We start from the raw sequence: 20,374 nt of genomic DNA, 5'->3' as shown, positions 1-20,374 counted from the left end.
GGGGCGGATGCCCACCGCGACCCTTTCCCTGTTCCGCTTCCAGGGCCTGCCTGCGCGCCTGTGGGTGATCGGGCAGATGGCGCTGGCGCGGCTGGCCTTGCGGCGCGACTCTCGGCTGCTGTTCTGGAAGCTGTGCGGGTCCGGCACGGGTGAGGGGTTCACGCCGAAACCGAACTGGGGGGTCTGGGCGATTCTGGCGGTCTGGCCGGACGAGGAGGCAGCGCGCGACGGGATCGCGGGCAGCCCGGTCTGGCGGCGCTGGCGCAACCGGGCCAGCGAAAGCGCCACGGTCTATCTCTCGCCCCTGTCTGCCCGGGGCTCCTGGTCGGGGCGCAATCCCTTTGTCCCCGACCCCCACCCCAAGACAGCCGAGGGGCCGCTGGCCGTCCTGACCCGCGCCAGCGTGAAGCCGGGCCGCGCACTGCGCTTCTGGCGGCGGGTGCCCGATATCCAGAAGGTGATTGGGGCCGACCCCAACGTCCAGTTCAAGATCGGCATCGGCGAGGTGCCGCTTCTGAATCAGATCACCTTCTCGATCTGGCCCGACACCGCCAGCATGGCGCGCTTTGCCCGGGGCGACGGCCCGCATGGCCGGGCGATCCAGGCCGTTCGCGCCGAGGGCTGGTTCACCGACGAGCTTTACGCCCGCTTTGCCGTGCTGGGCGTCGAGGGCCAATGGAACGGCGCGCCGCTGCTGCCTGCCCGCGCCAGACCGCCCGTCTTGGATACCGCCGCCCCACCCTTTCCCGCTTCTCCGCAAGGGACCGCAGGGCTGCCAGCCAGTCCACCGCCCTCCGCCCCGACCGACCCCGACCTAGCCGCATGAGGACCAGATGACCCAGCGCCAGCCCTTCCCGTTCTCGGCCATCGTCGGGCAAGAGGACATGAAGACCGCGATGATCCTGACCGCCATCGACGCATCGATCGGCGGTGTGCTGGTCTTTGGCGACCGGGGCACGGGGAAATCCACCGCCGTCCGCGCGCTGGCCGCGCTCTTGCCGCCCATCGACGCGGTCGAGGGTTGCCCCGTCAACGCCCCCCGGCGCGAGCTTTGCCCGGACTGGGCCAGCATCGCCAGCGACCGGATCGTGACCAAGCCCACCCCGGTCGTGGACCTGCCGCTTGGCGTGACCGAGGACCGGGTCGTCGGTGCGCTGGATATCGAGCGGGCGCTGACCCGCGGGGAAAAGGCCTTTGAACCGGGGCTTCTGGCCCGGGCGAACCGGGGATACCTTTATATCGACGAGGTCAACCTGCTGGAGGATCACATCGTCGATCTTCTGCTCGACGTGGCCCAGTCCGGCGAGAACGTGGTGGAGCGTGAGGGTCTGTCGATCCGCCATCCGGCGCGCTTTGTGCTGGTCGGTTCCGGCAACCCCGAGGAGGGTGAGTTGCGCCCGCAACTGCTGGACCGCTTTGGTCTGTCGGTGGAGGTCACCAGCCCCAAGGACATCGACACCCGGGTCGAGGTGATCAAGCGCCGCGATGCCTATGAAAACCAGTACGACCGGTTCATGCGCACCTGGCGCGTGCTGGATGCGGGGCTGCGCAACCAGATCCTGGCGGCGCGGGCGGCTTTGCCGAAGCTAAAGACGCCGGGCGTCGTCCTGCATGATTGCGCGGCGCTGTGTCTGGCCCTCGGGTCAGACGGGCTGCGGGGCGAGTTGACGCTGTTGCGCGCGGCGCGGGCGCTTGCAGCGTTTGACGGCGACACCACGGTGCGCCGGTCGCATCTGCGCCGGGTTGCGCCCTTGGCCCTGTCGCACCGCCTGCGCCGCGATCCGTTGGACGAGGCGGGGTCCGCCGCCCGCGTCGGGCGCACCCTGGCGGAGGTTCTGCCCTGACTGATCTCTCGCCCCAGCCCTTCGACCCGGACCTTCTCGCCCCCTCAGACGGCTGGGATCGGGTGACGCTGGTCCTGTCGGTGCTGGCGGTGGACCCGGCAGGTTTGGGCGGGCTGTGGCTGCGCGCCCGGGTCGGCCCCGCGCGCGATGCGGTGCTGGCCGCCCTGCCGCACCTGCCCCTGCCGCACCGGCGGCTGCATCCCGGGCTGACGGATGAGGCGCTTTATGGCGGGCTGGACCTGTCGGCGACGCTGGCGACCGGCCGCCCGGTCCGCACGCCCGGGCTTCTGGCCCAGCCTTCGGCGCTGGTCCTGACCATGGCCGAACGCTGCCCCGCCGGAATGGCCGCGCGGCTGGCGCAGGCGCTGGACTCGCCCCGGCATTGCCTGGTCGCTCTGGATGAGGCGGCCGAAGCCGGCGAGGGACTGCCGGCTGCGCTGTCCGACCGGCTGGGGCTGTTCCTGGCGCTGGACGAACTGCCGCTGGGGCTGCCGGTCCTGGACCCGCAGGCGCTGGCCCACGCCCGGGCGGCGCTGCCCCTGTTGCGCCCTTCGGCCAAGGCGGCCGGGACGCTGACCCGGATTGCGGTTGCCCTGGGGATCGACAGCCCCCGCGCGGTCCTTTCGGCCCTGCGCGCGGCGCGTGCCCTTGCCGCGCTGCGCGGCCACCGGGGCGTGCGGCGCGAGGATCTGGCGACGGCGGCCGAACTGGTCTTTGCCCATCGCGCGACCCGTCTGCCGCAGGCCGAGGCCCCGCCGCCGCCCCCCGCGCCTGAACCGCAGGCGCAGACCCAGCCGCAAGAGGGGCTGACCCCGCCCGACGACCTGATCGTCGAGGCGGTGCGCGCCGCCCTGCCCGCCGACCTGCTGGATCACCTCGCCGCCGCCCGCGCTGCCCGCACCGCCAAGGGCGCGACCGGATCGGGCGAAGTGCGGGCCGGCAACCGCCGGGGCCGCCCCCTGCCCGCCCGGCCCGGCCGCCCCTCGGCCGAAAAGCGGCTGGACCTGGTCGCCACCTTGCGCGCCGCCGTCCCCTGGCAGGCGCTGCGCCGGCAAAGCGCGCCCGAGCGGCTGTTGCACCTGCGGCCCGGCGATCTGCGGATCAAGCGGCAGGAAGAGAAATCCGACCGGCTGCTGGTCTTTGCCGTCGATGCCTCGGGCTCCTCGGCGCTGGCGCGGTTTGGCGAGGCGAAGGGCGCGGTGGAACTGCTGCTGGCCCGCGCCTATGCCCGGCGTGACCATGTGGCGCTGATCGTGTTTCGCGGGCCGCAGGCAGAGTTGGTTCTGCCGCCGACCCGCTCGCTGGTGCAGGTGAAGCGGCGGCTGGCGGGGGTGCCGGGGGGTGGGGGGACGCCCTTGGCGGGGGCCCTGCAACTGGCCGAGGCGGTGGCGCTGCGCGCGCGGGGGCGCGGGTTGTCGCCGGTCGTGGCGCTGCTGACGGACGGGCGGGCGAACATCGCGCTGGACGGCACGCCGGGCCGCGCAAGGGCCGAGGTCGAGGCTGCGCAGGCCGCGCGCAGCTTGCGCGCCCAAGGCTTCCCCGCCGTGGTGATCGACACCGCCGCCCGCCCGCAGGACGGGCTCAGGGTCCTCGCCGCCGGGATGGGTGCGACCTATCTTGCGCTGCCCCGTGCCGATGCCGCGCGCCTGTCGCTGGCGCTTGAGGCGGCGCTGGCCTAGGGTTCGCGGATGCAGGACGATCCCCCCCACGACTGGCCGCTGCGCGGGTCTGCCCGCCGCATCCGCGCCCGCCATGACTGGTGGGTGGTCGAGCATGGGACCGGGCCAGAGGTGCTGCTGCTGCATGGGGCCGGGGCCTCGGGCCATTCGTTCCGGCATCTGATCCCGGCGCTGGAGGGGTTTCGCTGCCTGGTGCCGGACCTGCCGGGCCAGGGCTTCACCCGGCCAGGCACGCGCGGGCGGTTCGGAATCGCGCCGATGGCCGAGGATCTGGCCGACCTTTGCGTGGCGGCGGGGTGGCAGCCGCGGCTGGTGATCGGTCATTCGGCAGGCGCGCCGCTGGCCTTGCAGCTTTCGACATTGATGCCTTTGACCCGGGTCATCGGCATCAACGCCGCCCTTGGGGTGTTCGACGGCGCGGCGGGATTCCTGTTTCCGCTGCTGGCCCGGGCGCTGGCGGCGACACCCTTCGTGCCCTCGGTCGTCAGCCGCTTGTGGGGCAATCCGCAGAAGGTGCGCCAGCTGATCGAGGGAACCGGCTCGCATCTGGATGCGGCGGGGATCGGGCAATACGTGACGCTGGTGCGCCGGGCGGCGCATGTGGACGGGACGCTGGGGATGATGGCGGCCTGGCGGGTGGACCGGCTGATGGCGGGGGCAGCGGGGCTGACGGTGCCGGCAACGCTGATCGCCACTGCGGGCGACCGGGTGGTGCCGCCGAAGATCAGCCATGACGCCGCGCGGATGCTGCCACGGGCCGAGGTGGTGGACCTGCCCGGCCTGGGCCATCTGGCGCATGAAGAGGATGCAGGGGCCATCCTGCAGGCGATGCAGGCCTGGCTTCCAGGCTGAACCGCGGCACCATCGACCCAAATTTCTTCCGTAAGAAATTTGTCAAAATCCTTGCTTAAGGATTTTGCAGATCACCCTACCGAACGCCCGATAGCGACGCGCCGAAGATCCGGTCCAGATGCTCGGTCAGGTAGATCCGCAGCCAGGGGGTAAAGCGGTCGGGGTCGCGCAGGACCTCGGCCTTCAGGTCGTAAAGATCGACCCAGCGCACCTCTTCAACCTCCGAGGGGTTCGGGGCCACGGTCTGGCCCGGCGCGGCTTCGGCGACGAAGATGTCGACCAGCTCATGCTCGATCAGGTCGCGGCCAACCTCGGCGCGGTATTCGACGCGGCCGGAATAGGCGGGGTAAAGGCCGGTGATCCCCAACTCTTCCCGCAAGCGGCGCACGGCGCAGGTTGCGGCTTCCTCATCCCAGCGCGGATGGGTGCAGCAGGTGTTCGCCCAAAGGCCCGGCGTGTGATACTTGCCCGCCGCGCGCTTCTGGATCAGGACGCGCGGGCCTTCCAGCACGAAGACCGACACCGCCTTGTGCCGCAGCCCGCGCTGATGCACCTCCAGCTTGCCCACGGGCGTCAGGCGCCCGTCGACCCAGGCCGGGATCAGTTCTTCCATGCCGCCGTCCATCGCGTCAGACCCAGCCGGGCTTAACAAGGCCCAGAAGGTGCGCCACGTTCTTCACGCCGATCTTCAGATGCGCAAGCGGCCGCGCGGCGACCAGTTTCTTGTTCATGTAGGCCTCGAAGGTCAGGCGCTGGACATCGCGGTCGTGGCACAGGCTTACGAACCGTTCGCGCCGGTCGTCGGACTTGTAGTAGGCGTCCTGCATCGACCGCAAGACCTTGAACACGGTCTTGTTGTCGCGCATGAACAGCTTGCGCGCCAGTTTCAGGTCCTTCGCCTGGCCCGAGGCCAGCGCCGCCTGCGCCGCCGTCGCGGCCACCCGGCCCCCCAGCATGGCGTAGTAGATCCCCTCGCCCGAACTGGGCGCGACCACCCCGGCCGCATCGCCCGCCAGCACCACGTCCCGGCCATTGTCCCAACGATCCAGCGGCTTCAGCGGGATCGGCGCGCCCTCCTTGCGGATCGTCTCGCAGTCGGTCAGGCCCGAGGCGGCGCGCAGATCGGCGGTCGCCTGCTTGAGGTCCACCCCCTCCTTGCCGGTGCCCATGCCGACGCTGGCCTGCGTGCCATGCGGAAAGACCCAGCCGTAGAAATCGGGGGAAATGCGGCCGTCATAGATCACGTCGCACCGCTTGGGATCATAATCCTTGTTGGCGGGCGGGGCCTTGATGATCTCGTGATAGGCGATGACGTAAGGAATCGTGTCCCCGCCCGGGACCTCATCCCGCGCGACGACGGACCGCGCGCCGTCCGCGCCGATGATATACTTGGTCAGGCTGCGCCGTTCCTGCCCGCTGGCCTTGTCGCGCCAGACGACATGGGTGCCGGCGGCGTCCCTCTCAATCCGCAAGTAGGTGCCGGTCAGCCGCTCGGCCCCGGCACTTGCAGCGCGGGCGCGCAGGAATTCGTCGAAATGCTCACGGTCGACCATGCCGACGAAGCCGTTCTCGATATGGATGTCGACCGAGCGGCCGGTGGGCGAGATCATGCGCGCCACGTCGACCTTGGCGACGATCTGCTCGTCCGGGATGGCGAAATCGCGGATCGCGCGGGGCGGGATCGCGCCGCCGCAGGGCTTGATCCGCCCCGCGCGGTCCAGCATCGCCACGCGTTTGCCGGCGCGGGCCAGATCCTCGGCGGCGGTCGCTCCAGAGGGGCCGCCGCCCACGATGAAGACGTCGTAGGTCATGGTCATTCTCCTGGAACAAGGCTGGCAGCGGGGCGCAAGCGCCCGCCGTCGATGATCCGCCAGGCCATCAGGCCGGCAGCAAGGAAAAGCCCGGCTTCCAGTGCGAAGACCAGGCCGAAGGCATCGGCGGTGTCGCCGGACAAACGCAGAAGATCGACCAGGGCCGCCCCCGCAAAGCCGCCAAGGCCTTGCGCGATGGCTTGGGAGGCACCCCAGACGCCCATGCGCGTGCCCTCGCGCCCCGAGCGGCCCTGCCCGGCCAGTTGCATCATCGCCCCGATCGAGGCGATGGCGAACATGCCGTTGAAGACGCCCAGCACGGTGACGGCCGGGGTCAGCAGGCCAAGCTGGGTCTGGCCAAGCGCCGCGATGGCCGCCAGCGAGAGGGCCGAGCCCAGGCATCCGGCCGTGACCCAGAGTTTCAGCGTCCCCAGCCGCAGGCCCGAGACCGCGATGCCGACGGCCAGCATGCCGACGAACATCCCGCCATGCTGCGCGCCCGACAGGCTGGTGGACTGGCCGGGGGTAAAGGCAAAGACCAGGCCGGCATAGGGCTCCAGGATCAGTTCCTGCAGGAAGAAGGCGGTCATCGACAGGAAGATGAACAGCGTGAAGGTGCGGGTGCGGGGTTCGGACCAGACCTCGGCCAGGCCCTGGCGCAGGGGGGTGTCCTCGGGCAGGCGGGCGGGGATGACCCTGGCCTCGATCCCATGGACGGCAGCGGCGGTCAGGCCGACGGCACCCAGGGTGACGACGGCCACGATGACCATCAGGCGCTGGCCGCTGTAGGGGTCCAGAAGCGCGCCGATCACGCCAGAGGTGACGGCGATGCCGAAGATCATCATCAGCCAGGTGATCGTCGCCGCCGCCGCCCGGCGCTGCGGGGCGCAGCCCGAGGCGAGGAGGGCCAGAAGCGAGGTGCCCGAGGCCCCCGCGCCAAGGCCGATCAGGACATAGGCCAGGACCGAGACCGCCAGCCCCCAACCCTGCCCCGCCGCCCCCAATGCCACCATCAGCGAGGCCAGCGCCGCACCAAAGGACAAGACCCCCATCCCGCCGATGATGAACCGCGTCCGGTTGCCCTGCGCGTCCGACCAGAAGCCCCAGCTGGGCCGCGAGATCTGGACAAAGGAATGCAGCGCCACCAGCCCGCCCGACAGCATGGCCGGCAGCGCAAGCTCCACCGACATCAGCCGGTTGAGGGTGGAGGTGGTCAGCACCACCACCGCGCCCAGGCACAGTTGCACCAGCCCCAGCCGCGCGATCTGGGTCCAGGAGAGCGTCACGCCAGCCCCCGCAGGGCGAAGGCGGTGACCATCATGCCGGCAACGTACAGGACCACGCCTGTCCCGTTGTACCAGGGCGCCTTGCCCTTGGGGTCACGGAAGAGGACGCGCATGGCCGCGATCTGCGCGACCAAAAGCACAGTCACCGCCAGCGCGTGCCAGGGCTGGACCAGGACCAGCAGGAAGGCGATGACCAGCGCCTGCGCCAGGCCCATCACCGTGCAGGCGATCTTGGCCGCAACCTCGGGGCCCAAGACGACGGGCAGCGAGCGGACGCCGTGCTGGCGGTCGCCTTCCAAGGCCTTGAAATCGTTCAGCGTCATGATCCCGTGCGCGCCAAGGGCGTAAAGGACGGCCATCACCACGACCTCGAACCGGGGCGCGGTGCCCAGCAGGACGGCCGCACCGGTGAACCAGGGCAGGCCCTCATAGGACAGGCCCACAAGGCCCGGCCCCCACCAGCCCGAGCGTTTCAGGCGCACCGGCTCGGCGCTGTAGGCCCAGGCGGCGATGACCCCGACGACGGTCGCGGCAAAGCCCCAAGGACCAAGCAGCCAGCCCACGGCCAGGGACAGCGCGGTCATGGCCAATGCGATCCACAAGCCCCAGCGGCCCGGAATGCGGCCCGAGGGGATCGGGCGGTCGGGTTCGTTGACCGCATCGACATGCCGGTCACACCAGTCATTGGCGGCCTGGCTCATCCCGCAGACGATGGGGCCGGCCAGGACCATGCCGAGAAGGACCAGCGCCCAGTTCTCCAGCATCGGGATGCCCGAGGAGACGGCCCCGCACAGGAAGGCCCAGACCGGCGGGAACCAGGTGATCGGCTTGATCAGCCGCAGCATGGCGCGCGGTTCGGGAAGGGTGCGGTCGGGGTAAGCGGTGCTGACAGTCATGTGTCAATTAAACCTTACACAAGGGAGTCGGGCAAGCAGAGAATTGTCGCAGGCTTCGGCCCCCCTTCCCGCGCGCAGGCTCGTCGATGACTTCGTCACTCCTCGCCGGGTGCCGACGAGGAGACGAAGTCGAACGAGGAGGGGTCCGAAGCGATGCCCTTAGCGCGGATGGACCGCAAAGCGGCTGCTGGTCCCGGTTTCGGTCGCCTCGACCCGCGCCTTGGACCAGACCAGCGCCTGGAACAGCCGGGCAAAGACGGCGGCGTGCCAGGGACAGGGGTGGCCGGGAAAGGCCAGCGGGTTGGCGGAGATCTCGAAGGTCAGGGGGCGGCGAGAGGTTATGCCGAACCGGCCCGATCCGGCAAAGGTCCAGGCGTGTTTCGCAATGGCAGCGGTCAGGAGCCGCGCGCCAAGGGGCGCTGGCAGGCTGCGGATCAGCGCCTTGGCCGGGCCGGGGATGCGGTGGGCGAGGATATAGTCGGCGGTGCCCTGCCCCGCCGCGGCCAGGATCGCCGCCGCACGATCGCCACAGCCCTGCCAGACCGCAAGGTGGGCCGCGCGGCACTGTGCTTCGGGCCACATGCCAGCGTCAGCGGGCGGCACCGCGACACCTGCCGCGCCCAGCAGGCGGTCGCGGGCCGCCCTGCCCTCCAGCCGGTCCAGCACCGGGACCAGCTGCAGGATCGCATTGGGGCCGATCCTTGCGCCTGCTTCGGCAAGGGCGGCAGAGCCGTCCATCTACTCGGCCGGTTCCTGCATCTGCTCGCGCCCTCCGCCGCAGGCCATGGGCGCCAGGTTCGGCACGCCCTCGGGGAAGGCCCGGTCCTTCGCGCGTTCCTTCATCTGGGCACGGACCGCCTCTTGCCGTTCCTTGTGCTTGCGGCTGCGCTCGGCGGTGGCGTCCCAGTCGGCCATCTGCGCCTCGGCAATCGTGCGGGTCTCGTCAAAGTGGAAATCGACCTTCCCCTTGGTCTGCGGGCCCCAATAGCCTGCCTTTCCAAGGTCATAGAAGGTGCGTTGGACCCCGGCCTTGAGGAAGGCCTTGAGGCAGCCCAGCAGATATTTCCGCCGGAACCCCGTCCCGCGCCAGGGATAGTGGAACAGGGCCTTGCGCATGTAGAAGCGGCGATAGTTCTTCATCACGCCGTCCAGAAGTTCGCCCCGCGTCAGGGCGGCGGGCTTCATGATCGGGGTGACGAAGTTGTATTTCGAGAAGTCAAAGACCTCGACCTGGTCCTTGATTTCCTGGAAGAGTGGCGTGAAGGGCCAGGGGGTGTACATCGCCCAGTTGGCAAGGTCGGGCTGCCAGTCCCAGGCCATCTGGAAGGTTTCTTCCAGCGTCTCCTTGGTCTCGTTGTCCAGGCCCACGATGAACTGCGCCTCGGTGAAGATATCCGCCTCACGCAGAAGGCGGATCGCCTCCTTGTTCTGGGCGACGGTGGTTTCCTTGTTGAACATGTCCAGCTTCATCTGCGCCGCGGCCTCGGTGCCAAGGCTGATGTGGACCAGCCCGGCCTCGCGGTAGAACTTCAGCAGATCGCGGTCGCGGTAGATGTCGGTGACGCGGGTGTTGATGCCCCATTTCACGCGTTTGTTGAGGCCGCGGTCGATCATCTCCTGGCAGAACTCGACGAATTTCTTCTTGTTGATCGTGGGTTCCTCGTCCGCAAGGATGAAGAAGCCTATGCCGTGGTTGGTGACCAGATCCTCGATCTCGTCCGCTACCTTCTTGGGGTCGCGCACGCGGTAGTCGCGCCAGAATTTCCACTGGCTGCAGAAGCTGCAGGTGAAGGGACAGCCGCGCGCCATGTTGGGGATCGCGACCTTCACGCCAAGGGGGATGTAGATGTACTTGTCCCAATCCAGGATCGACCAGTCGGGCTTGATCCCGTCCAGGTTCTTGACCGTGGAGGCGGCCTGGGTCGCGACGATCTCGTCCCCGTCGCGGAAGGCGAGGCCCTTGATCTTGCGCTTGTCCTCGGGCCAGCGGCCGTCGCGGACGGCTTCGGCGAGGGCGACCATGATCTCCTCGCCCTCGCCGCGCACGATGACATCGACCCAGGGGGCTTCCGACAGGACCTGACGGTACATGAAGGTGGCGTGGATGCCGCCCAGCAGGCGGACGGCATCTGGGACGGTTTCCTGGGCAATCTTCAGGACCGCCTCGGCCTCATAGATCGCGGGGGTGATGGCGGTGACGCCCACGAGGTCGGGCTGAAGCTCGGCCAGCCGTTTGCGCAGGGTGTCGTGGTCCAGGTGGTAGGTCATCGCATCCAGGAAGTGGATGTCGTCGAACCCCGCCGCCCGCAATGAGCCGGTCAGATAGGCGACCCAGGCCGGTGGCCAGTTGCCCGCGATCTCTGCCCCGCCCGAGTGATAGTTGGGGTGGACGAAAACGATCCGCATGACGGGCCCTCCTGATGTGTCAATCTATGTTGACAGATCAGGCGTCAGATTAATTTGACATGGATCAAGCCAGGGGCTGGGTCACTCGCCGTCCTTGTTGACCAGGCCGTACTTGCGCAGCTTCACGTACAGCGACTGGCGCGACAGGCCCAGCATGTCGGCCGCGGCCACCCGGTTGTTGCGGGTCAGTTCCAGCGCGGTCTCGATGCACATCTTCTCGATCACGTCGGTCGTCTCGGCCACAATGTCCTTCAGGGTCGAGGACCCCACAAGTTCCATCACCGAGCGCGAGCCTTCGTCCGGCAGCCCGCCTTGCGCGCGGCGCAGGGCGTCGGCGCGGCTGGCGTCGCGGACCACCAGCACCAGGACCGGGTTCGGGCGATCGTTCAGCCAGCTGGCCGACAGTTCCACCGCGACCTGGCCCGAGAAATCGGTGGTCAGCCGGGTGGCGTAAAGCCGCAGCTGGCCGGTGCGCTTGACGTTGTCCAGAAGGACGCGCAGGTCGACTTGACCGCGGACCAGGTAATCGGCGATCGAGCGGCCGCGCACGGCGCCGATGCCGCTGGCGTCGGTCATGTTCAGGAACGCCTCGTTCGCGGCGCGGATCACGCCCTCGGCGTCGGCAAAGACGATCCCGTCCACGCCTTCATGATACAGGCGCTGCAAGTTCTCGCCCAGGTCGCCACTGGCCTGAGTAGAGCGGTCCTCGGGATCGATCAGGCACAGCAGCAACCGCTCGCCAGCCGCGCGGAACAGGCGAGGCGTGACCAGGACGCGGCGCTGCGACCGGCGGGCGGTCACTTCGACCGGAGTGGCGGAATCCACCGCCGCCGCATTGGACAGGGCCTCCAGGAACTCACCCCGCCGGCGGCCATCGAATTCCTGCGCCACGGCCGAGCCCACGATCTCGGCCCGGGCACCGCCCAGCATCAGGGCGGCTGCGGGGTTCAGGTCGGCAATCCGGCCCGTGGACATCGACACCAGCATCACCGGGTCGCGCGTCGTCTCCATCAGCACGCGATACCGGGTGTCCAGCTCGCGCTGCGCCTCATAGTCGCGCTCCAGCGCCAGTTGCGCCGCAACCAGCTGCTGCTGCACCTCCGCCATCGGCCGCAGGTCGCGCCCCAGCATCAGGATCGAGCCGTCCGACCCCAGCCGATGCAGCGAATAGCGCACCGGGAATTCCCAGACGTTCTGGCTGACGTGGTTCAACTCCACCGCCGGGACCGAGCGGCGGTGGCCCGCCATCTCGTCCAGCCGGGCCTCCAGCTTGCGGCGGCTTTCATCGGTCAGGATCTCGGAAAGCAGCGTGCCCTCCCAGTCGGTCAACTGGCCGAAAGAGCGGTGCGTGGGATTGACCAGAACGGTCGTCACCCTAAGTGTCGGGTCGACCAGAAGCGAGATGTCGGCCGCCAGAGCCAGCACCTCGACCAGAAGGTCGGGGGCGATCACGGGAAGCTTTCCCGCACTAAGAAGATGACGTCCGTCCGTCGTCACTTGGGTTCCAAACGTTGTGCTTCAGCCGCAAATGCGGACTGTTCTCCTGTCATCATCACAACTGGTGTGGGCGCGGCGATGTTCCAAGGCCCGCCAGCGCCCGCTCCAGATCGTTCGTCGCAAGATCCGCGCCGGTCGCCTGCAGCACATCTACCGGACGGTCCAGAACCGCCCCGCCGACGACAATCCGCATGTCCCCGCCCGATCCCTTTCGCAACGCTTTGACCAGCTTGCGACAAAGTTCAAGTTTCTCTTCGCAACCCACCGAAATCAAAGCAGCATCATAGTCCTGCTGCTGCACCGCCGCACCGATGTCCTGCGGCGAACCGCCCGCCCGGAACCGGACCGAGGCCCCCCGTCGACGCAACTGCGCCAGCACCACCATCGCCCCGAAACTGTGCTGCTCGCCCTCGGGCAGAAGCAAAAGCAGGTTCGGCTGGCCCGCCACCGGACCGGATCTTTCCAGCCAGTTGCGGCCGATCTGATGCAGCAGCGCCTGCATCCGCGCCACGCCGATACTGACTTCCGAAAAGCTTGCCGTATCGTCGGCCCACTGGCACCCCAACTCTCGCGCCACCTGGGGAAGGTACAGATCCACCAGGTCCACATCGCCCACCCGCGCCCGGCGCAGGTCGTTCCGCAACACCGCGAACCCCTCTGGCCCGCCGTCCAGCGCCGCCCGCAGCAGGGCCGCGACCAACTCCGGTTCAACCGGCCGTCGGTCTGGCCGCTTCGGCGAGGCCAATCGCGCCACAACGGACCGTGCAAGGGCAGAAACGCCGTCGCTGTCGCGATCCATTTGGCCGCCATGCTGGCTGTCGCGCATCCTGCTCTCCGGCCCGGTCGCAGCCAGGGCCTCCAAGCCCGCCGCAGCGACACCCGCATCGGCCGCAAACCCGGCCTACGCTGTCCCCTTTACTGTCCGCCAAGGCGTCCGGGATGTCAAAGCAAATTGACACCTGCGCCCAATTCGCCGCAACCATCGCGTCCCGGCCAGGGGAACACAAGCAAAAACAACAGGTTCTCGTCAAGCCCCCTTTGGCACAACCCCAAGCGTGCTGCAGGGAGTGTCAGGGTCAATACTGTAAGTTTATATTGACACTCGCTGCAGCGTGATTAGGTTTGGTGCATGGACCTTCCCCGGAAAGGGGCCCAATGACCATCCAGATCAGCCACGCGTCCGACCCCAAGACCCGGCTTTACACCGCCGAGGAACGCGCCCGGCGCGATGCCTCGCCCTGGACGCTGGTGCAGGGCATCCTGGCCCCGGCGCAGTTCCTGGTCTTTGTCGTCTCGCTGGTGCTGGTCGTCCGCTTTCTGCTGACGGGCGAAGGCTATGGCGCGGCCACGGCTTCGGTCGTGGTCAAGACCGGCTTTCTGTATCTGATCATGGTGACCGGCGCGATCTGGGAGAAAGAGGTCTTCGGCCAGTACCTTTTCGCCCCCGCCTTCTTCTGGGAGGACGTGTTCAGTTTTGCCGTCATCGCCTTGCATTCCTTGTATATTTACGCGCTTTGGACCGGCGCCTTCACGCCTCAGGGCCTGATGCTGACGGCGCTGGCCGCCTATGCCGTCTATGTCGTCAACGCGGTCCAGTTCATCCTGAAACTTCGCCGCGCGCGGCTGGATGGCGGGGTGGCAGCATGAGCCTTGACGCCCCCCACCGCGGTTGCAGCGGCACGCCGGTCCTGAAGGAACGCGGCCAGCGCGAGGTGTTCTGCGGCCTGACCGGGATCATCTGGCTCCACCGCAAGATGCAGGACGCTTTCTTCCTGGTGGTAGGCAGCCGCACCTGTGCGCACCTGCTGCAAGCTGCCGCCGGGGTGATGATCTTCGCCGAGCCACGGTTCGGGACGGCGATTCTCGAAGAGAAGGATCTGGCCGGTCTTGCGGACGCCAATGCCGAGCTGGACCGCGAGGTCGCCCGGCTTCTGTCACGCCGGCCTGACATTCGGCAGCTGTTTTTGGTGGGGTCCTGCCCCTCGGAAGTCATCAAGCTGGACCTGGCCCGCGCCGCCGAACGGTTGAACGCCACCCACGCCCCACACGTCAGGGTGATGAACTTCTCGGGTTCGGGAATCGAAACCACCTTCACCGAGGGCGAGGATGCCTGCCTGGAGGCGATGGTTCCCGCGCTTCCGGCCACCACGGCGCCCGGCCTTCTGGTGGTGGGTGCCCTGCCGGATGTGGTCGAGGATCAGATGCTGGCGCTGCTTGCCGCCATCGGGGTGCCGAACGTCTCCTGCCTGCCGGCCCGTCGGTCGCAGGACCTGCCGGCCATCGGCCCGAACACCCGCGTCGCCCTGGTGCAGCCCTTCCTGGGTGCGACGCATGGCGCCCTTCTGAAGCGCGGCGCGCAAGCGGTGTCGTCCCCCTTCCCCTTCGGGGCCGAGGGCACGACCCTGTGGCTGCACGCCGTCGCCGCCGCCTTCGACATTCCCCGCGACCGGGTCGAGGCCGCCATCGCCGCCCCCCGCGCCCGGGCCGAACGGGCGCTGGCCGCCGTCAGCGCAACCCTGCGCGGCAAGCGGATCTTCTTCTTCCCCGACAGCCAGCTGGAAATCCCCCTCGCGCGCTTTCTGGCCCGCGAATGCGGCATGATCCCGGTCGAGGTTGGCACCCCCTACCTGCACCGCGACCTGATGGCGCCCGAGCTGGCCCTGCTGCCGGAAGGCCCGACCCTGTCCGAAGGCCAGGACGTGGAACGCCAGCTGGACCGCGTCCGTGCCGCCCGGCCGGACCTGACCGTCTGCGGCCTGGGACTTGCCAACCCGTTGGAGGCCGAGGGGCTGGCCACCAAATGGGCCATCGAACTGGTGTTCACCCCCGTCCACTTCTACGAACAGGCCGCCGATCTTGCCGGCCTTTTCGCAAGGCCGCTGCGCCGCCGCGCCCTTCTGACGCCGGAGGCCGCGGAATGAAGCTGACCCTCTGGACCTACGAAGGCCCACCGCATGTCGGCGCGATGCGGGTCGCCACCGCGATGAAGGGGCTGCACTACGTCCTGCACGCCCCGCAGGGCGACACCTATGCCGATCTTCTGTTCACGATGATCGAGCGGCGCAATCACCGCCCGCCCGTCACCTATACCACCTTCCAGGCCCGCGACCTGGGGGCCGACACCGCGAACCTCTTCAAGGACGCCGCCCGCGACGCCTTTACCCGTTTTCAGCCGCAGGCGATGATCGTCGGCGCCTCTTGCACCGCCGAGCTGATCCAGGACGACCCCGGCGGCCTGGCCGAGGCGCTGGCCCTGCCGATCCCGGTGATCCCGCTGGACCTGCCGTCCTACAGCCGCAAGGAAAACTTCGGCGCGGACGAGACGTTCTTCCAGATCGTCAAGGCGCTGGCCCGGCCCCTGCCCCGGACGGAAAGCGTCACCTGCAACCTGATCGGCCCCACCGCGCTTGGCTTCCGCCACCGCGACGACGTGACCGAGATCACCCGGCTTCTGGCCAGCATGGGCATCGCGGTGAATGTCTGCGCGCCGCTGGATGCGACGCCGTTGGACATCACCCGCATGGGTGCGGCGCATTTCAATGTGCTGATGTATCCCGAGACCGCCGAAACCGCCGCCCGCCATCTGGAAAAGGTGCTGGGCCAGCCCTTCACCAAGACCGTCCCGATCGGCACCCACGCGACCCGCGATTTCCTGGCCGAGGTGGCCACGATCACCGGCCTGCCCCTGCCGGCCGAAACCGGCCTGCGCCAGCCCTGGTATGCCGCCAGCGTCGACAGCACCTACCTGACCGGCAAGCGCGTCTACATCTTCGGCGACGGCACCCATGCCATCGCCGCCGCCCGCATCGCCGCGCAGGAAATCGGGTTCGAGGTGGTGGGCCTTGGCTGCTACAACCGCGAACAGGCCCGCCCCTTGCGCGCCGCCGCCAAGACCTATGGCGTCGAGCCGCTGATCTCCGACGACTATCTGGAGGTCGAGGCCGAGATTGCCCGCCTGCAGCCCGAGCTGATCCTGGGCACGCAGATGGAGCGTCACATCGCCAAGCGCCTGGGCATCCCCTGCGCGGTGATCTCGGCGCCTGTCCACGTGCAGGACTTCCCGGCCCGCTACTCGCCCCAGATGGGGTTCGAGGGCGCAAATGTCATCTTCGACACCTGGGTGCATCCCCTGGTCATGGGGCTGGAAGAGCACCTTCTGACCATGTTCCGCGAGGATTTCGAATTCCACGACGCCGCCGGTCCCAGCCACCACGGGGCCAAGGCAACCGCCCGACCCGAAGCGCCGGTTGAAACTGCGGATGCCTCCGGCGGGGATATTTCCGCCAGTATGAATGGCGAAGTCGCCGAAGGGGCCGAAGTCATCTGGCTGGCCGATGCGGAACGCGAGTTGAAGAAGATCCCGTTCTTCGTGCGCGGCAAGGCGCGGCGGAACACCGAGAAATTCGCCGCCGACCGGGGCGTGACCGCGATCAGCATCGACACCCTTTATGAGGCAAAGGCCCATTATGCGCGATGACCGGCACATCCCTGCCGACGCGACCGCGCCGCCCCGCGCCAAGGGGCGCGTCACCTATCGCTTCGTGATCCTGACGCTGGACGCCCATGCTGCCGGCCCCGCCGCCCGCATCGCCCCGCGCCTGGCAAAGGACTTTCCAGGGATCGAGGTTTCGGTCCACGCCGCCGCCGAATGGGCCGAGAATCCCGCCGCGCTGACCCGCGCCCGCGCGGCCGTTGCGCAGGCGAATATCGTGGTGGCGAACCTGCTCTTCATCGAAGAGCATATCACCGCCATCCTGCCCGAGTTGCAGAAGGTCCGCCCGACGCTGGACGCGATGGTCGGCGTGATCGCCGATCCGCAGATCGTCAAGCTGACCCGGATGGGCGATCTGGACATGGCCAAGCCCGCCTCGGGCGCGATGGCCTTCCTGAAGAAACTGCGCGGGAACTCCTCGCCCTCCGCCTCGTCGGGGCAAAAGCAGATGGCGCTGCTGCGCCGGTTGCCGAAGATCCTGCGCTGGATACCCGGCAAGGCCCAGGACATGCGCGCCTGGTTCCTGTCGATGCAGTACTGGCTGGGCGGCTCGGACGACAATCTGGAGGCGATGATCCGCTTTCTGGTCAGCCGCTATTCCACCAACCCGGCCTGGCAGGCGGTCAAGGCGGCGGCCCCGGTCGATTACCCCGAGGTCGGGCTTTACCACCCCTCGCTGAAAGCCCGCATCACCACCGACCCGCGCGACCTGCCCCGGCCCCAAGGCGCGACGGCGACCGTGGGCCTGCTGATGCTGCGATCCTATATCCTGTCGGCCGATACCGCGCATTACGATGCCGTCATCCGCGCGTTCGAAGCGAAGGGGATCGTCGTCCTGCCAGCCTTTGCCGGGGGCCTGGACGGCCGGCCCGCGATGGACGCCTATCTGCAGGGCAAGGTGGATGCGCTGGTCTCGCTGACCGGGTTCAGCCTTGTCGGCGGGCCGGCCTATAACGACAGCCCGGCCGCCGTGGCCGCGCTTTCGGGGCTGGACGTGCCCTACATCGCCGCGCACCCGCTGGAGTTCCAGACCCTGGGCCAGTGGCAGGCGTCCTCGGGCGGGCTGGGTCCGGTCGAGACCACCATGCTGGTGGCCCTGCCCGAGATCGACGGCGCGTCGAACCCCACCGTCTATGCCGGCCGCCACTCGGCCGATGGCTGCACCGGATGCGGGCGGACCTGCACCGCGGCCAATCCCGAGGCGCTGGAGACCCGCGCCATGGCCCCCTGCCCGGAGCGGATCGAGGCCCTGGCCGACAAGGTCGCGCGGCTGGCACGGCTGCGCGCTTCCAAGGCGCGGGACCGCAAGCTGGGGATCGTGCTCTACGGCTTTCCGCCCAATGCCGGCGCGGCCGGGACTGCGGCCTACCTGGGCGTTTTCGAAAGCCTTTTCAACACCCTGCACGCTTTGGCCCGCGACGGCTATGACCTGACCCCACCCGCCAGCGTCGAGGCCCTGCGCGAGGCCGTCCTGCACGGCAACGCCGCCCGCCATGGCCAGCCCGCCAATGTCCACACCACGATCCCCGCCGCCGAGATCGTCGCCAGGACACCCTGGCTGCGCGAGATCGAGGCCACCTGGGGCCCCGCCCCCGGCCGGGCGCAAAGCGACGGGCGGGGGGTGCATGTGCTGGGCGCGCAGTTCGGCAAGGTCTTTGTCGGGCTTCAGCCCCTGTTTGGATATGAGGGCGACCCGATGCGCCTTCTGTTCGAAAAGGGCTTTGCCCCGACCCATGCCTTCACCACCTTCTACCGCTGGCTGCGCGAGGATTTCGGCGCCGATGCCCTGCTGCATTTCGGGATGCATGGCGCGCTGGAGTTCATGCCGGGCAAGCAATCCGGCGTCGGCGGGGCCTGCTGGCCGGACCGGCTGATCGGCAACCTGCCGAACATCTATCTTTATGCGGCCAACAACCCCAGCGAGGCGACGCTGGCCAAGCGCCGGTCGAACGCGATCACCGTCACGCACCTGACGCCGCCCCTGGCCCGCGCTGGCCTTTATCGGGGGCTGACCGACCTCAAGGACACGCTGACCCGCCTGCGCGCCCTGCCGCCCGGGGCAGCGGAAGCCGCCGACCTTCTGGCATTGGCCGAGACCCAGGCCCAGGCCGTCGACATGACCGGCGCGCCCGAGGATCTGTGGCTTAAGCTGCTGGAAACCGAAGGTGCGCTGATCACCGACGGGCTGCATGTCCTGGGCCGCAAGCCGGATGCCGACACCCTGGCCGAACTTCTGTCGCTGCTGCCCGAAGAGGCGCGGGCCGATGCCGCCCGCAACCTGGTCGGCGATCACGAGATGACGGGCCTTCTGCGCGCGCTGGCGGGGCGCTTCATCGCGCCGGTGCCCGGCGGCGATCTGATCCGCGCGCCGGCGATCCTGCCGACGGGGCGCAACATCCACGCCTTCGACCCGTTCCGCATGCCCACCGCCTTTGCGCTGGCCGATGGCGCGGCCCAGGCGCAGCGCCTTCTGGACGCGCATCCCCGGTTGCCGCAATCGGTGGCGCTGGTGCTGTGGGGCTCGGACAACATCAAGTCGGACGGCGGACCGATTGCCCAGGCGCTGGCGCTGATGGGGGCGCGGCCGCGCTTTGACCACTACGGCCGACTGTCGGGCGCCGACCTGATCCCGCTGGCCGAACTTTGCCGGCCCCGGATCGACGTGGTGATGACCCTGTCCGGCATCTTCCGCGACCTGCTGCCCCTGCAGACCCGGATGCTGGCCGAGGCCGCCTGGAAGGCCGCCAGCGCCGACGAACCCCTGGCGCAGAACTTCATCCGCGCCCATGCCCTGGCATATGCCGACGAGATGGGCGTGCCCCTGGAAACCGCCGCGCTGCGGGTGTTCTCGAACGCCGAGGGCACCTATGGCGCGAACGTCAACACGCTGGTCGGCCAGTCCGCCTTTGGCGACGAGGACGAACTCGCCGATGCCTACGAGGCGCGCAAGGGCTTTGCCTACGGGATGAACGGCAAGGCGGTGAAGGTGCCGAACCTGCTGCAAAAGGCGCTGCGCGACGTGGACCTGGCCTATCAGAACCTGGAATCGGTGGAACTGGGGGTCACCTCGGTCGACCACTACTTCGACACGCTGGGCGGCGTCGCCCGCGCCGTTCGCCGCGCGCATATCCAGAACGGCGGCTCGGGCGAGGCAACGCCGGTCTATATCGGCGACCAGACCCGCGGCGGCGGCAAGGTGCGCACGCTGCAAGACCAGATCGCGCTGGAAAGCCGGTCGCGCACGCTGAACCCCAAGTTCTACGAGGGCCTGCTGCGCCACGGCGCCGAAGGCGTGCGCCAGATCGAGGCGCATGTGACCAACACCATGGGCTGGTCGGCCACCACCGGCCAGGTGGAGCCCTGGGTCTACCAGCGCCTGTCGGAAACCTTCGTCCTGGACGAGGCGATGCGCGAGCGGCTGGCGAAACTGAACCCCGAAGCCTCCAGCCGCATGGCGACGCGGCTTCTGGAAGCCTCGGACCGGCAGTACTGGCAGCCCGATGCCGAAACCCTGGCCGCACTGCAACAGGCGGCGATGGACCTGGAAGATCGCATGGAAGGAATTGCAGCGGAATGACCGGATGCATCGCCCTTCAGACCCGTCGGAGCGG

Annotated in this window: 16 protein-coding genes; 8 read left to right on the top strand and 8 right to left on the bottom strand. The window is 68.7% G+C overall.

The features are described 5' to 3' along the window. Window positions 1-7: 7 nt before the first annotated feature. From crtA to bchO, 4 genes are read left to right on the top strand one after another with little or no spacing between them, the layout of a single operon-like run. Window positions 8-826: a spheroidene monooxygenase gene (gene crtA / locus CXR42_RS01680; RefSeq protein ID WP_281256692.1), complete on the top strand. Its 819-nt coding sequence runs from the start codon at window positions 8-10 to the stop codon at window positions 824-826. A gap of 7 nt (window positions 827-833) precedes the next feature. Beyond that, window positions 834-1,844 carry a magnesium chelatase ATPase subunit I gene (gene bchI, locus CXR42_RS01675; RefSeq protein ID WP_103255778.1) on the top strand — a complete coding sequence of 337 codons (1,011 nt, stop codon included), beginning with the start codon at window positions 834-836 and terminating at the stop codon, window positions 1,842-1,844. After that, complete coding sequence (locus tag CXR42_RS01670) at window positions 1,841-3,523, top strand: magnesium chelatase subunit D (RefSeq protein WP_103255777.1); 1,683 nt, start codon at window positions 1,841-1,843, stop codon at window positions 3,521-3,523. The genes bchI and CXR42_RS01670 overlap by 4 nt, the downstream gene beginning before the upstream one ends. Before the next feature lie 9 nt (window positions 3,524-3,532). After that, window positions 3,533-4,375 carry an alpha/beta fold hydrolase BchO gene (gene bchO, locus CXR42_RS01665; protein WP_103255776.1) on the top strand — a complete coding sequence of 281 codons (843 nt, stop codon included), beginning with the start codon at window positions 3,533-3,535 and terminating at the stop codon, window positions 4,373-4,375. Window positions 4,376-4,451: 76 nt separating this feature from the next. On the opposite strand, the gene idi is transcribed toward bchO, so the two are convergent. The 8 genes from idi to CXR42_RS01625 form a co-directional block, all read right to left on the bottom strand. Beyond that, window positions 4,452-4,988 carry an isopentenyl-diphosphate delta-isomerase gene (gene idi / locus CXR42_RS01660; RefSeq protein WP_103256971.1) on the bottom strand — a complete coding sequence of 179 codons (537 nt, stop codon included), beginning with the start codon at window positions 4,986-4,988 and terminating at the stop codon, window positions 4,452-4,454. Window positions 4,989-5,004: 16 nt separating this feature from the next. After that, a complete protein-coding gene (locus tag CXR42_RS01655) occupies window positions 5,005-6,186 on the bottom strand; it encodes a geranylgeranyl diphosphate reductase (protein WP_103256970.1) in 1,182 nt (393 codons plus the stop codon). 2 nt (window positions 6,187-6,188) lie between these two features. Continuing rightward, window positions 6,189-7,472 carry a BCD family MFS transporter gene (locus CXR42_RS01650; protein WP_103255775.1) on the bottom strand — a complete coding sequence of 428 codons (1,284 nt, stop codon included), beginning with the start codon at window positions 7,470-7,472 and terminating at the stop codon, window positions 6,189-6,191. After that, entirely contained in the window at window positions 7,469-8,368 is a 900-nt protein-coding gene (gene chlG / locus CXR42_RS01645) for a chlorophyll synthase ChlG (protein ID WP_103255774.1), read from the bottom strand. The genes CXR42_RS01650 and chlG overlap by 4 nt, the downstream gene beginning before the upstream one ends. Window positions 8,369-8,527: 159 nt before the next feature. Continuing rightward, the gene (gene bchJ, locus CXR42_RS01640) at window positions 8,528-9,106 is read right to left on the bottom strand and encodes a bacteriochlorophyll 4-vinyl reductase (RefSeq protein WP_103255773.1); all 579 of its coding nucleotides are present in this window, start codon (window positions 9,104-9,106) and stop codon (window positions 8,528-8,530) included. Further along, window positions 9,107-10,774, bottom strand: a complete 1,668-nt coding sequence (gene bchE, locus CXR42_RS01635) for a magnesium-protoporphyrin IX monomethyl ester anaerobic oxidative cyclase (RefSeq protein ID WP_103255772.1) — start codon at window positions 10,772-10,774, stop codon at window positions 9,107-9,109. 81 nt (window positions 10,775-10,855) lie between these two features. Beyond that, complete coding sequence (ppsR, locus tag CXR42_RS01630; RefSeq protein ID WP_245875320.1) at window positions 10,856-12,226, bottom strand: transcriptional regulator PpsR; 1,371 nt, start codon at window positions 12,224-12,226, stop codon at window positions 10,856-10,858. Between the two features lie 100 nt (window positions 12,227-12,326). Further along, window positions 12,327-13,097 carry a cobalamin B12-binding domain-containing protein gene (locus CXR42_RS01625; protein WP_103255770.1) on the bottom strand — a complete coding sequence of 257 codons (771 nt, stop codon included), beginning with the start codon at window positions 13,095-13,097 and terminating at the stop codon, window positions 12,327-12,329. 329 nt (window positions 13,098-13,426) lie between these two features. Here CXR42_RS01625 and bchF point away from each other — a divergent pair, with 329 nt between their 5' ends. From bchF to CXR42_RS01605, 4 genes are read left to right on the top strand one after another with little or no spacing between them, the layout of a single operon-like run. Continuing rightward, the gene (gene bchF / locus CXR42_RS01620; RefSeq protein ID WP_103255769.1) at window positions 13,427-13,918 is read left to right on the top strand and encodes a 2-vinyl bacteriochlorophyllide hydratase; all 492 of its coding nucleotides are present in this window, start codon (window positions 13,427-13,429) and stop codon (window positions 13,916-13,918) included. Then, window positions 13,915-15,192: a ferredoxin:protochlorophyllide reductase (ATP-dependent) subunit N gene (locus tag CXR42_RS01615; RefSeq protein WP_103255768.1), complete on the top strand. Its 1,278-nt coding sequence runs from the start codon at window positions 13,915-13,917 to the stop codon at window positions 15,190-15,192. The genes bchF and CXR42_RS01615 overlap by 4 nt, the downstream gene beginning before the upstream one ends. Beyond that, window positions 15,189-16,748 (top strand): ferredoxin:protochlorophyllide reductase (ATP-dependent) subunit B, encoded by a 1,560-nt coding sequence (bchB, locus tag CXR42_RS01610; RefSeq protein ID WP_103255767.1) that lies wholly within the window; start codon window positions 15,189-15,191, stop codon window positions 16,746-16,748. The genes CXR42_RS01615 and bchB overlap by 4 nt, the downstream gene beginning before the upstream one ends. Beyond that, window positions 16,738-20,340: a magnesium chelatase subunit H gene (locus CXR42_RS01605; protein WP_103255766.1), complete on the top strand. Its 3,603-nt coding sequence runs from the start codon at window positions 16,738-16,740 to the stop codon at window positions 20,338-20,340. The genes bchB and CXR42_RS01605 overlap by 11 nt, the downstream gene beginning before the upstream one ends. Window positions 20,341-20,374 lie beyond the last annotated feature (34 nt).

Source organism: Tabrizicola aquatica (assembly GCF_002900975.1).
Classification (GTDB): domain Bacteria; phylum Pseudomonadota; class Alphaproteobacteria; order Rhodobacterales; family Rhodobacteraceae; genus Tabrizicola; species Tabrizicola aquatica.
The sequence above is the reverse complement of the archived record's forward strand: the minus strand, read 5'-3'. Positions and strand labels throughout refer to the sequence as shown.